This is a genomic window from Pseudoflavonifractor phocaeensis (assembly GCF_016901735.1).
Taxonomy (GTDB): domain Bacteria; phylum Bacillota; class Clostridia; order Oscillospirales; family Oscillospiraceae; genus Pseudoflavonifractor_A.
This window is the reverse complement of sequence record NZ_JACLZC010000013.1, coordinates 41,415-55,260: the sequence shown is the minus strand read 5'-3', so window position 1 is coordinate 55,260 and position 13,846 is coordinate 41,415. Positions and strand designations below refer to the sequence as shown.

At 46.6% G+C, this 13,846-nt stretch carries 9 protein-coding genes and 1 pseudogene; 4 read left to right on the top strand and 6 right to left on the bottom strand.

Annotated elements, in window-relative coordinates; all coding sequences use genetic code 11:
• Together H7U37_RS16025 and rlmD are read left to right on the top strand one after the other, a co-directional pair.
• Positions 1-687, top strand: a 687-nt coding sequence (locus H7U37_RS16025) for a DUF3298 and DUF4163 domain-containing protein (RefSeq protein ID WP_204874024.1), incomplete at its 5' end; no start/stop codon positions are given.
• Complete coding sequence (rlmD, locus tag H7U37_RS04760) at positions 684-2,315, top strand: 23S rRNA (uracil(1939)-C(5))-methyltransferase RlmD (RefSeq protein WP_204874022.1); 1,632 nt, start codon at positions 684-686, stop codon at positions 2,313-2,315. The genes H7U37_RS16025 and rlmD, both read left to right, overlap by 4 nt.
• Before the next feature lie 133 nt (positions 2,316-2,448).
• On the opposite strand, the gene H7U37_RS04755 is transcribed toward rlmD, so the two are convergent.
• The 6 genes from H7U37_RS04755 to H7U37_RS04730 all read right to left on the bottom strand — a co-directional run bounded on the left by H7U37_RS04755 (position 2,449) and on the right by H7U37_RS04730 (position 11,338).
• Positions 2,449-4,728 carry an Eco57I restriction-modification methylase domain-containing protein gene (locus tag H7U37_RS04755; RefSeq protein WP_204874021.1) on the bottom strand — a complete coding sequence of 760 codons (2,280 nt, stop codon included), beginning with the start codon at positions 4,726-4,728 and terminating at the stop codon, positions 2,449-2,451.
• 227 nt (positions 4,729-4,955) lie between these two features.
• On the bottom strand, positions 4,956-5,990 hold the full coding sequence (locus H7U37_RS04750; RefSeq protein ID WP_204874019.1) for a hypothetical protein: 1,035 nt from the start codon (positions 5,988-5,990) through the stop codon (positions 4,956-4,958).
• The gene (locus H7U37_RS04745; RefSeq protein ID WP_204874017.1) at positions 5,987-9,163 is read right to left on the bottom strand and encodes a helicase-related protein; all 3,177 of its coding nucleotides are present in this window, start codon (positions 9,161-9,163) and stop codon (positions 5,987-5,989) included. The genes H7U37_RS04750 and H7U37_RS04745 overlap by 4 nt, the downstream gene beginning before the upstream one ends.
• A gap of 484 nt (positions 9,164-9,647) precedes the next feature.
• A complete protein-coding gene (locus H7U37_RS04740; protein ID WP_243414236.1) occupies positions 9,648-10,301 on the bottom strand; it encodes a sigma-70 family RNA polymerase sigma factor in 654 nt (217 codons plus the stop codon).
• A complete protein-coding gene (locus H7U37_RS04735; RefSeq protein WP_204874013.1) occupies positions 10,294-11,139 on the bottom strand; it encodes a helix-turn-helix domain-containing protein in 846 nt (281 codons plus the stop codon). The genes H7U37_RS04740 and H7U37_RS04735 overlap by 8 nt, the downstream gene beginning before the upstream one ends.
• A 7-nt stretch (positions 11,140-11,146) precedes the next feature.
• Positions 11,147-11,338, bottom strand: a complete 192-nt coding sequence (locus H7U37_RS04730) for a MerR family transcriptional regulator (RefSeq protein WP_071433712.1) — start codon at positions 11,336-11,338, stop codon at positions 11,147-11,149.
• 227 nt (positions 11,339-11,565) lie between these two features.
• Here H7U37_RS04730 and H7U37_RS04725 point away from each other — a divergent pair, with 227 nt between their 5' ends.
• Complete coding sequence (locus H7U37_RS04725; protein ID WP_204874011.1) at positions 11,566-12,186, top strand: CHC2 zinc finger domain-containing protein; 621 nt, start codon at positions 11,566-11,568, stop codon at positions 12,184-12,186.
• Positions 12,164-13,542 (top strand): annotated as a pseudogene (locus tag H7U37_RS04720) (DNA primase family protein). Before H7U37_RS04725 ends, H7U37_RS04720 begins: the two are co-directional and overlap by 23 nt.
• The last annotated feature ends 304 nt before the right edge of the window (positions 13,543-13,846 follow it).

Below are 13,846 nucleotides of genomic sequence, written 5' to 3'. Positions count from 1 at the left end.
ACGCCGGACCCCACGCCCGCGCCCACCGCGGTGGTTCTGGTGGCGCCTGAGCTGACCGAGCAGCGGTTCAGCCAGGAATTTACCGCCGAGGACGGCACGGTGGTGCTGACGGTGGACTACGCGCTCCCCCATGTGGTAAACTATCCGGACTCCGCGGCCCTGCTGGCCATTGACGACCGGTATACCCAGATGGGCGCCGCTCTCCTGGACAACGCCGCCTCCACCGCCCAGGACGCCGTCAGCGACTATGAGGTGTCGCTTCAGGCGGGACTGCCCTTCCAGCCCACCATCGAGGAGATGTCCTATGAGGTCACCTTTTTGAGTGAACGGGTGCTGTCGGTCTCCCGGACCTTCTACGCCGCGGCGGCGGGGGCGGCCCATCCCACGGTGCTGCTCCTGGGGGACAGCTTTGACCTGCGTGACGGCCGGCGGCTCACCTTCGGGGACCTCTGTACCGACGTGGAGAGCGCCACCCAGGCGGCGCTGGAGGCGGTCTGTCAGTCGGAGGCGCTGGCCGGTCTGGAGCGCCAGGCGGAGGAGGCCTTTCAGCCGGATCAGTTTTACCTGACGGACACCGGGTTTACCTTCTGGTTTCAGCCCGGGGAACTGGGGGCGTCCAACAGCCCCATTGAAGTGGAAGTGCCCTATGAGGCACTGGAAGGCTATCTTGTGGAGTGGTTGCGATGAAAAAGAAACAGCAGGAGCGGGGCCCGCTGGTGACCCTGACGATAGACGGATACAGCAGCGACGGCGCGGGCGTGGCCCGGCTGGACGGCCAGGTGGTTTTTGTGACCGGCGGCATCCGGGGGGAGACCTGTAAAGTCCGGCTGGACAAGATTGGCCGCAGCGCGATTTGGGGCCATGCAGAGCAAGTGACGGACCCCTCTTCCCAGCGGCTGACGCCGGATTGTCCCTACTATCAGCAGTGCGGCGGCTGCCGGTTCCGCCACATGGCCTACGCCGAGGAGCTGGCGGCCAAGCGCAGCCGGGTAGAGGAGAATATTAGGCGGATCGGCGGTCTGGACCTGCCGGTGGAGGAGATTTTGGGCGCGGCCCAGCCGGAGCGCTATCGCAATAAGGCCCAGTTTCCGGTGTCGACCGGTCCGAAGATCGGCTTTTACCGGGCACGGAGCCACCAGGTGATCGACGTGGCCGACTGCCTGCTGCAAAGCGAGGCGGCGGCCCGGCTGCGCACGGCGGCCAAGGCGTGGATGGCGGCCCATCAGATTACGGCCTATGACGAGCGGACGGGGACGGGCCTGGTGCGCCACGTCTACGTCCGCACCAACCGGCAGGGGGAATCCCTGTTCTGTCTGCTGGTCAACGGCAAGGGGGTCCCGCAGGAGGCGGCGCTGGTGGACTGCCTGCGCCGGGCGGAGCCCGGTCTGGTGGGTGTGGTGCTGGGGGTCAACGAGAAGAAAAACAACGTCATTCTGGGCGACCGCTACCGCACCCTCTGGGGGCAGGGCTTTTTGATGGACACCCTGTGCGGGCTCTCCTTCCGGCTGTCGGTGCCGTCCTTTTATCAGATCAACCCCGACCAAACCGAGATTCTCTACCGCAAGGCGGCGGAATACGCGGAGCTCACCGGCGGGGAGACGGTGCTGGATCTGTACTGCGGCATCGGCACCATCGGGCTGACCATGGCCCGGCAGGCCGGCGCGGTAATCGGGGCGGAGGTGGTCCCGGAGGCGGTGGAGGACGCGAAAGAGAATGCAAAACGAAACGGCATTCTCAATGCTCGGTTTTTCTGCGGCGACGCGGGAGAGGCGGCGCGGCGTCTGGCGGCGGAGGGGCTGCGGCCCGACGTGATCTGTGTGGACCCGCCCCGCAAGGGTCTGGCGCCCGACGTGGTGGAGACGGTGGCGGCCATGGGACCCAAGCGCATTGTGTACGTCTCCTGCGACCCAGCCACCCTGGCCCGGGATCTGGTGCGGTTTGACGCTCTGGGCTATCACCCCCAACAGGCCACGGCGGTAGACCTCTTCCCGAGAACTGCGCACGTGGAGACGGTTGTCTTGCTTTCCAAGGGGGAAATCGACTCCAAAAAGGTTCGGGTAGAGTTCTCACTGGAGGATATGGATATGTCCGGATTCCAGAAAGATGCCACATACGGTCAAATTAAAGAACGTGTGTTGCAGCAGACCGGGTTGAAAGTTTCTTCCCTCTATATTGCCCAAGTCAAGCAGAAATATGGCATTATTGAGCGTGAGAACTATAACAAACCAAAGTCTGAAAATGCCAGACAACCGAAATGCCCGCCGGAAAAGGAAGCAGCAATTACAGAAGCATTGAAGTTCTTTGGGATGATTTAACGCACAATATAAGTCATCCCATATTGTGCTAACATAAAATAGGTATTTAAAGAATTCGAAATTGCTAATATATCTGAACGAAGCAACATCGCCCACCGATCCTCAGTGATTGGTGGGCGATGTTTTACTTTACTTATTTGGCTTGAGAATACTCTGCTGTTTCTACCATCCTAATTTCATCTGCCGTTAATCCAACCAGATTATAAATATAGGCATCAAACTCGTTATCACTCATAGATTGAAAATCTGTTTGCTCTGATGGTAAGAGAATTGGCATAGTTTTTAAGAAAGCGTTTTTGTATATTGAATAGCCATTTGCTTTAGGAACCGATATTTTTTTATATACATACGTGGCGAGCTTGCTATTTAGATAACGATATATAAAAGTTTCATATTGCTTGTACTCATCTTTGAGTTCGGCTCCACAGCAACTATCGGTATAGAAGCACTCATCTGCTAATACAAAATCGTTTATCAAACCAATTTCAGAAAACACAAATTTTCTTCGGTAAAAATGCTGCATTTTTCGGGGATTCCATAATTCAAACCACGCTTTACTACTTTTCACAAAATAATCGCGACTGAGTAGTATTTCCTTCTTACTCAGCAAATAATCATAAATATTCGGTGCATTAGTTTGCAGTTCATCTTCCGGAATACATACAGTTTTACCCTTTTCATTAACTCGGTATGGGTAAAAAACCTTATATCCGCCATTATGCAACTTTCTGTTTCCTACATCTTTCCCCTTATATGCGCGATGCAAATACGTTTCTTCAAGCTGCAGTTTTTCAATCACCTCATCATCAATCAAATAGACATCATTGTTACCTGTCACAATACCTTGAGAAATAGACTCTGTAATCTGTCCAAAAGTATGAGACGATTTAGACTGAACTTTTTCAAAGATAATATTCGTGTCTGCTTTTTCGAGAATCCAAGTGGGCTCACCCAGCGAACTTTGAGCAATTTCGTATGCATTACTGATACTTAACGTTTTATTCAGAACACGAATTTTATTATCAGGATTTACAATCTTACTTGCACCAAAGATACAGGTATATGTTAAAGCTGTATCAAAGATCTGGTAATCTGAAAAGTCTGCAATATATCGGATAGAGGTACTCTGCAATAAAAGCTCCCTTGTACGTTTCCCGTAGTTTCTTTTATAGAAGTATGATGGGCAAATATAGGACGCGAAACCACGAGGTGAAGCAAGTTGTATTGCTCGTTCGATAAAGAGAACATAAAAATCATATTTACCATCAGCGGTTTTGAAATGACTCTTATTATATTCTTTGTTTGGAACTTTATGAAATCCGATATAAGGTGGATTTCCAATAACAATATCAAACCCTCCTTTTTCACGGAAAACACGAGCAAAATCAAGTTGCCAAAGAACATATGGTTTTGATGCCATATGGGTGGTGGCATGGAACCTTTCAATCTTATCAGCAGGACATCCTTCAAGCTGAGAAAGGATGATCATATTCCGCAAGTCTTCGATTTCCTGTTTCAGCTGCTGCTTCTTTTCAGTATCATCACATCGGAAGAGCTCGTCCTGTTTTTCAATGAGTTTGCGGATTATTGCATCGAATCGCCCAGAACCAAGATCCATTTGGTAAATAGTGTTGCCGAGCAAATCACTTTCTTTAATAAGGCGGGTTCCTTCAAACTCATCTATCAAACTATTACCGCAAAGAATATTACTTTCCAGGTTGGGAAGCGGCAGGGGATTTTTATGCCCATCCAAAGGTGTTTGAGCATTGGGGTTTATCTCATCATCAATCACCAGTGCAAGCCAAAGACGCAACTGGGCAATATCAACGGCGGAAGGCTCAATGTCTGCTGCAAAAATACAATTTCTAATTGTTTCATACTTCAAAGTATGGGGTGAACGTTCCAACTGATACATCATGCGGATGTCATAGGGTTTCATGGTGATTGCAAAGTAGGCAGAGATGTTTTGACGTGCCCTAACAATCTCATTCAACATTCCCAGAGGGAAAGCACCGGAACCAACAGCAGGATCAGCCACCCGAACATTTTTAAGTGCTTCATCAATATCAATCAGTTTGTTTACAACAACTTTTCCGTCGCTATCAATCTTGTAGAGCTTTTCGGAGATATACATTTCTCCATTACCTTGGCGCTTTTCCTTTGTTGTATCTTCATCCTTCATGAAGTCACCATAAAGGATAAAATCACGGATGTCGGTTTCTTCAACATCGGTTACAGCACTTGCAAGATAGTTAATCAAGCTCTCTTGGCACATATAATGTACAATTTCACGTGGGGTATAGAATGCGCCCTTTGATTTACGGTCGTTCACTTCCAGGAGATTCTCGAATACTTTACCCAGCATTTCGGGATCGATGGCTACCTCCCGCTCCATCGGCTCATCTTCGCACATGGTAAAGTTATAACGGTCAAAAACATCGAGAATACCATCCGCTTCTCTTCCCTTAATATCAACATTGGAGAATACTTCATTGGGGATAGAAAAATCATTATGCTCCCAGTCATAACCGTCAATCGGCTCAAACAGTCCACCGGATAAAAAAGGAATACGACAATGAAGCGCAGGACAGTAACCTTGTTCTCCCCGATTGCGATTCAGTGCATCATAAAACAGCGGCTCTAATACATCATTGTAGAAGTTACTATTTTTTGTACAGCAAAGTTAAACAGCCTACGCATAAAATCATGCGGACCGCTACCCCAAGGTTTTCCTTTTACACACTGTGCCAGGATAGCTTCATCTTCATCACTGATTTGCTTCAGACCAGCACTGGAAACATGATATGTCCCATCACCAACAGGACGGTATACAACAGGAATCAATTCTCTGGACTTTGCACCACGAGCGTAAAAGGCATTCTTGTATTCCTTTTCATTCAGAGTATTGGGCCAAGCACCGACACCAAGCCAGCCTTTCTTTTGGAGAAAATAAAGGAATACAATCTGTCCCATCAGTTTCTTTGCAAACTGTGCAGAAGTGAAGTTATGCTGTTCAGCTTCAATACAGAAGTCCTCAATAGATTCAAGTTGTTCACGCAACTGGTGGAATTTCTCACAATACAAATTGAAAAACTCATCTGTTACTTTTTCCACACTAAATGCTTCTTCCAGATCATCCAGCGTCGGATGCTCAGGATTTGCAGTGCTGTCAGTGATTAAACGCTGAAAACGGCTGATTGCCGTATGGCAAGGCTCATTTTGACCAACAAGATAGGAATATCGTTTTGCTGGAGTAATATTCTCAGCAGTTTTCAATCGTCCATTCTCGATTTTCATTTCATAATCGAGACGAACCAGAGAAAGCCTCCATTTGGGCTCACCTTCGGTATAAAAGGCAATAAAAGCAGCATCGGCATTACCATTCTCGATCAGCTTTTTGGCATAGCTTCGTTGGGTACTTCTGGAGTTCTCTACATATCCAGCTTTCTTCAATTGTACCGCCATAATGATGATTTTTTTGTTGTCTGGTGTCTGAAAGTTCCCAATGTGAATTGAACCTTCAATATGAGAAGAGAAGTTTGTGTATTCCCTATTAAACTTATCTGGGGAGACAAGATGAACATTAGGGAATATTTCTCTCACAAGATCAACAAATTTTACGGTGTTATATTCACTATGTAAAATGGATTCTATTTTACTTACAACAGCATTCATTTCGATTTTCCTCCTTTTTCCAGATAACAGGAGAGGATAATTTGTTTCTCGCCATCAACTTGTTCGTGCCCACTTTTCTTTTCCTCAAAATAGGTTGGAGGAATAAGTTTTAAAATTTCATAGTAGAGTTCCACAATGTCAGTGACAATAGTACTCTTCTTAATAATATCTTTTGAAACCTTTGCGGGAATTTCGCCGTTTTCCCAAAACTTAATCATTTTATCTATGGTTTCTTCCTGATCATCCGTGAGACGAGGCTCTCTCTTTATAGCTTTCAACAAACGGATAATTTTGGCGTCGTTGCCAGTAACCATCACTTTCTCTGTGGTAACTTCTTCTTCGGCAACCAGCATTTCATCAAAGGCAATATTGTTTTGAGAAAAATGGTTGTAGTATTCACTGGAAACACTTACCTTTTTATCGTCCGGCTCAGCATGAATCAACTCAATCGCTTGCATAAAAGTGAGCTGTTGCGCTTTATCTCCACTGCTCAAGAAGAATGTCTTTAATGCCCCCTTGCGTATGAAGGTGACCGTCGAACTGTCTTCGACCTTGCAGGACATTTTACCTGCTTTCGCTTTTTTCGGAAGACGTTTGATTGTTGCAAAAAGCTTCGGATCGTTATCTCTAATTTGGCGAATAATGCCGAGGTATGCAAGTTCAGGATTGGTGCTTTGCTCCTCACCATCCAAATCTGAAGTTAGGTCAGAGAACAATTTCTTTGAAGATACTTCTTCTTCGTCAGACAAATATTTAAAATCCTCGCCAAGAGTGTCATGGAAGGATTGCAGTTTTTCCAAAATGCGTTCTTCCAAAGGCATTTGCTTTTTGCTTTGCGCAGTCGGAAAGAAGTTAAAAACATAGATTCTATCATGCTCTGTGCCAACACGATTAATACGACCAACGCGCTGCATAATACGGGTTGGATTCCAAGGAAGATCATAGTTTACAAGGACATTTGCGCGATGGAGATTGATTCCTTCAGCAAGAACATCTGTTGTGATGAGCAGATCATACTTATCATTATTTTTACTCTTGAATTTTGGATTGAAGCTGTCTTCAATCTCAACTTTTAATGCAGGACTGCTTTGACCACTATAATAGATAATTCTATCACCGTAAATACTACTGAGCTGAGCAAAAAGATACTCCGCTGTTTCCATCGATTCTGTAAAGACAATCACTTTCTTTCCCTTCATAAGTGGATTGGTTGTAATATTGTGTTTAAACTCTTCCAGCTTTGGATCGTCCTTAATTAGTGACCAAATAAACTGCAATGACTTGAGTTGTGCGAGATCAGCTTCAAGATCACGAATGAACTGAGATGAAAACTCTTTTGTCTCAAACTCCATAACATCCTGTTGTTCTAAAAGATACATCAGCTTTTGTGTATCCCCGCTATCTAATAGGTCATAAACATTGACCTTTTTGCTAATGTAAACTTTACCGCTCTTTGCCATAGCGATGAATTTAGTGTAAGATTCGGCAAAGCGGTCAAGTGTTTTGGAGAAAGCATAGAAACTACTCTCAAGGCGTTTAACAAGAATGCCCTTCATGAAGCCGCCCATGTTGCGCTGCGCAGTGAGCATTTGGGCATATTTCTTTTTATCCTTCAAGTAGAGCAAAGGAGTATATCGAGCATATTTGAAATCTTTAATTATACTGATAGTCTGATTAAACGCATCATCTGTTTCTTCATCAAATTCATAGACAATTTTTTCAGGACTTCCCGCTTTTGGAAAAACCAACCCCTGTTTTGCAAGATCATCCGCATAGTATTCTTGAATTTCACTTCTTGTCCGGCGAATCATTACTTCTCGTATCAAACGATCACGAATAACTTCGGAGTTCTCTCTAAGCTGCGCCATGTATGCATTAGAGCCTTTGGGAAGTTTTGCAAGTTTGGAATTAAGACCGCGGAAGAACCCCTCAATGTTTTTTATGCCGTTAATCGTGCCACTTTGCTTCGCTTGAAAAAGGTAGAGCTGGTTTTCAATATCACTTGTGTAATTGTTAATAGGCGTTGCAGAAATTAGTATCACTTTCTTGCCACGACAAATTTGATGAAGGTCAGTAAATGCTTCTGTCCCACTATTACGAAAACGATGCGCTTCATCCACAAAAACATAGGAATACTTGTCGGCGCCTTTTGCAATGATTTTGTCTAGTTTACCAAGGGATTCGACATCGCAGCGTGAAACATCAAACTCCTGCAAAACACTTCTCCAATAGTCCACCAAAACGGGGGGACAGATAAAAAGCTTATACGTGTTTCGATTAAAGCTATTTGCCAACATAGCGCAAATGTAAGTTTTACCAAGACCTACAACATCAGAGATAAACACACCATTATAGGCATCGAGTTTTTGTCTTGCCTGAGTAACCGCGTCAATTTGATATTGAAGCCGCATATAGCCATCAGGAAGTAATGTTTCAAAATTCTCTTTATCTGCATTAATTTCTTCTTTAAAAAATTCATACAAAGTTTTGAGATAAAGCTGATATGGGGTAATATCACTTCGCATCCAAGTGTTCTGCTCAACCGCTTCAATGTAAGTTTCTTTGATATCAACGCCTTGATTCCAAAGCTCTTCAAACTTATCGAGTGCGAATTTGACATCAGCGTAATCTTTCAGTTCCACATTAAATTCAAGGTTGTTTATAAGTCCTGCCTCAGAAAAATTACTTGAGCCTGTAATAACACTGCCAAAAGTATCTGGTACTTTTTCTTGATCCTTGCGCATAATATACACTTTAGCGTGAATAGGTGCTTGGGTATACATTCTCATTTCGAGTTTTCCAGATTTGAGCCAATCCATAAAAACACGAACGCCCTTTTCTACTACGGCAGAGCTGACAGCTGTTTCAAATTCCTTTTCAATTTCATCGGCAATTATTTCTTTTCCATCCGCAGCAGATAAGGAAGAAACATTTACTTCATTGGTAACTCGGTCGATGATTTTTACAGTAAACTTGTCGACATTCAATCCAATCAAAATTCTTATCTTTTCAACACTCTCCAAGGCCTCATACATTTTAAAGAAACCACTTGCTCTAAAATAGCCAACCAGAATATCAAAGAATTGAGTGTTGCTTTTCAATATTGCAGCGAAACGGCTATAAAGATCTCGTTCCGGCTCATTTGTGAAAAATTTTAAATCTGTATGGGACATCGTCTAACCTCCATAGTCAGTATATAACACAAGGATGTTCATGCATTTGATCGTTTGTAAATCCAAATATTCTCGGAAGCATTGAGAAGAGAATATTTGGATTTTATATTTTTGACAGGAATAAACCAAATCACTTTAGTGGCTTGGTACTATTCCTATCAAAAATAATAGGGTATCCAAAGGGGAATATCCCCTTGGCTCTGGGTTTCCAATAGGGGCGAGCAGCATCCCTGTTGGCACACGATTTTCCGTAGGAAAGTCTAGTGTGTTATACCTTTGCTTCCGGCTAACGCTGGAAAGGGGCTGGACTCGCCATCTGCTGGGTGGGCAGATAGCGGGTGACAGTCACTTTTCGGCGGCAGTAGGACAAGCGGATTTTGTACGGACAAGGACGAAATCAAGATTTGCACAGCGGGCAGAATCCGACTGACCGGAAAAGGAAGTAAAGGTATATCATCCCTCGTCTCGCCGCAGCGACAACGCACTAATACCACCACGGCAGTTCCAGCCAGAGATTGTCCAGCGCCAATGCTTCAGTTGACCTTGCACGGCTCTCACTAAGATGGAAATGCAGAGCTGTTCCTACAAGAGGATGCTCCATATCGTCCTCAAAGCCAAAACGGTACAGCAGATAAACCCGCTCCCGTTCTGATATGCGCCGCAGCCCTTCATATAGTTCTTTCCGGTTTTCCGCTTCCTCCATAATCTTTTCCGGCTCTGACGCATAGGGGTCAGCAACCAGGTTGGAACGCTGCATAGAATCTTCGCCGGGAAGCAAATCATCCAAGCAGATTCTCTCCACGGGGATACCATCTTTGTCAGATTGCATCCGCTGTTCAAAGGTCGCAAAAGCAGCCGAGATTAAATCCATCATGGCGTTACGGATGGCAGGCCCCGCATAGGTCAAAAACTTTATTTTTTTGCCGGGATCATACAGGGCGATTGCCCGAAGCAAGGCGATACTCCCCTCCTGAATCAGGTCATCGTGGTCAATACCCAGTTCACTGTTCCCAAGGCCAACGCTGATGTACAATTCATTTGCAGTTTTTCGGATATACCCCAGATTGTTCTGCACCAGTTGCTCCTGCGCCCGTGTATCCCCTCGCTGTGCCAGAGTACAAAGCCGCTCATTAGTCATCGTTCTCATCGCTTTGCTTAGGCTGCATACTTTCCATCATGTGAAGCAGCGCCTGCTGTAATTCCGCCAGTGATTCATCTTCTGCCAGTCCCATCTGGGATATGGGCTGCACGACCATGGCTGCAAGCTGCTCTGGGGAAACTGATGGATGATGAAGATCCTGCCCTTTGGTCAGTTCTGAGAACATCTGCTCGGTAAGCTCTTTTGTCATGTTCTGGGAAATCCCCTCCCCAGAAGTCATTTCCTTTTTGATCTCTCGAAGAACGGCCATGAATTGATTCTGAATATTGCTCAGATCGGCTTGAAAAACCGGAACCTTGTTAAGAGAGACTGCCTGTGCCGCTTGTTGCGATGCTTTCCGAACGTCTGGCTGTTCTTTGCCAGTCATTAACAACATGGAACTTAACGATTGCAGGATTTGGTTCTGTGCGGCAAATCCGGAAGCCATCGTTTCATCAAAATACAGGGCAATCATACTGGTCAGCTGGGCAAAGCGGCGGTTTTCCAGCAGGCGGCTCACCACTTCCGGATTCACTCGCCCCGTATAGAGATTGCGTGCTGCTTCGGCAGAAAGGCCAAGCTCAGAGATGTCATAATTTTTCTTATCCGGCACATTGGTCAGACAAAGCAGAAAATCCGAGGATACATTAAAAATTCGGGCAATACTGATGATCTGCTCAATAGTCAGTTTGTTCTTTGTTCCATTTAGGAAACGGCTGATGGAACTTTCCGCGACGCCAATTTTGGAAGCAAGCTCTGCCTGCGTAATTTTATACTCCTTCATCAAATCTTGTAATCTCTGCTGTGGAGTATCACCAGGGAGATATTCCTGTTCCATAGGCAGATCACCTCGTTTCTTTTCTGTATTTCCCGCTTTTAATGCGGGCATCGGTTGGCTTTTCTGCATCCTCCGGAATGATCCAGCGGCTTCCTGCTCTTTGTGCGCCGGGAATCCGGTCTTGGTTGCAGAGGATGCCGACCCGCCGGGGAGAAATCCCCCATTTCTCTGCAATTTCAAACGTAGAAAGATATTTCATAACCAGCCCTCATTGTTTACAATTCTACTTTTTATTATATTCCATAACAGGAATAATCTCAATCCATATTTTAAGAATCCAGCCGCCTTCTATCTTGCAATTCTGCAAGTTTTGGAGGCGGTATTTTATTTTCTTGCAAGACTGACGGATTTTTTGAGCCATGCCCTTTTTCTCCGTACATTGAGGTGACAGGAGAAACCTGTACAAAGATGAAGGAGGAACATGAGATGGATATTTTTACGACTGTAAAGGCAGCAGTTACCGTGAGGCAAGCCGCTGAACACTATGGGCTGCAAGTCAGTCGAAACGGCATGACTTTCTGTCCCTTTCACGATGACCGGCACCCCAGCATGAAGCTGAACGAACGGTATTTTTATTGCTTCAGCTGCGGAGCAACCGGTGATGTGATCGACCTTGTGGCGAGGTTATTTGACCTTAGCAGTTACGAGGCAGCGCAGAAGCTGGCTTATGACTTCGGGATTGACCCGGACAAACCACCGGCAGCAATCGCTCTGCCCAAACCGGAACGTCCTCTGCTGAAAGCATACCGGCAGGAAGAAGTGCGCTGTCTGCGGGTATTGTGCGATTATCTGCATCTTCTGGAAAGCTGGAAGGTGCGGTACGCACCCAAGACACCGGAAGATGTTCTGGATGACCGGTTTGTGGAAGCCTGCCAGATGCTGGACTATGTGGAGTATCTGGCAGATTTGCTCATTGCCGCTGAGCTGGAACAGCGGGTGAAAATCGTGGAGATGCTGAACAAGAATGGCCTGATCGCCAGTTTGGAGGAACGGTTGGACAGGCTGAAAAAGGAGGATAACGCCCATGAAAAACAAAGCGCAGCCTGATGGGATGCCCGTCTGGTTCGATGGAAAAAGCATCAACGAAGCCCTGTTTTGTGATGAGTTCTTGCAGGCACACAAGATCATCTTCACAAACGGGGCTTTTTTTACGCCGAAGGTCGGGTGACTGACGAACTACCCCTGCGGGGAGAAATTTTTGAGGAGCTGAAATACTGTGCGGTCAGCAACATTCCCCGCAAAATCAGCAACATTGTGGAACTGATGAAACTGGCGGCGCTGGAGGAGGATTTTCCTCCGGAACCGGACCGGATTCATCTTTCCAACGGGACACTCTTTCTGGATGGGACCTTTGTGGAGGGAAAGCCGAAAATCGTCCGCAACCGTTTCCCCGTGGCCTACAACCCCAACGCTCCGAAACCTATCCTCTGGCTGAAATTTCTGGATAGCCTGCTCTACCCGGAGGACATTCCCACCTTGCAGGAATATATCGGTTACTGCCTGATTCCCAGTAATAAGGGACAGCGGATGATGGTGATTAAAGGCAACGGCGGCGAGGGCAAGAGCCAGATTGGTGCCGTGCTGGGGCATTTGTTCGGTGTGAATATGAAGGATGGCAGCATTGGGAAAATATCGGAGAACCGCTTTGCCCGTGCGGATTTGGAACATATCCTCCTGTGCGTGGATGACGATATGCGGATGGAAGCCCTGCGTCAGACCAACTATGTAAAGTCCATCGTCACTGCCCAGGGCAAGATGGATTTGGAGCGCAAGGGCAAGCAGAGCTATCAGGGATGGATGTGCGCCCGACTGCTGGCTTTTTCCAACGGGGATTTGCAGGCACTGTTTGACCGGAGCGACGGATTTTACCGCCGCCAGCTGGTGCTGACCACGAAAGAAAAACCGGCTGGCCGTGTGGATGATCCTGACCTTGCCGAGAAGATGAAAGCCGAGGTGGAGGGCATTCTACTGTGGGCTTTTGAGGGATTGCAGCGGCTGGCCACCAACAATTTCAAGTTTACCGAGAGCCAGCGCACAAAAGACAATCGGGAGGCTGTCAAACGAGATAACAACAATATCTTTGATTTTCTGGATTCAGACGGGTATATTCGCCGGAAAGCCGATATATCTGCCAGCTCCAAAGAGCTATATGAGGCATATCAGATTTACTGCACCGAAAATAATCTGCCCGCCCTAAAACCCCGCAGTTTCAGCGAAGCCCTGATTGCCTGCCAGAGCCGCTACAATCTGGAATACTGCAACAATGTGACCAATGCTGCCGGACGGCGAGTGCGTGGCTTTCTGGGAATCGAGGTACTGGTGAGAAACAATATGTCGGTGTTTTCCGGTGATTCGATGCGTACGTACGTACCGGAAGATGTGCCGGAAGAATGGCGGCGCTAACACTGGGAATCGGACGCTGTACGTACGTACACTTTGATTGACCGTTGTTCTCTCTTTTATAGCAATTCAGCGGTTGTATATCAAAAATCACTGGCAAAATCGGAGGTGCAAATCAAGGCTAGTGAGAATCGAAAAGTATTTGACAATTGGCAGAAATTATTTTACGAAACCGTGCTTCTCGAACCAGCGAACCGGGTGCATGGAATCATGGGAAAACGCACGGTTTCGAGCCAAGTCACACGGAACGGGAAAGTCGGAAGGTGCGGATGATGGACAGGACATCGCACCGGCAATTCTGAACGGA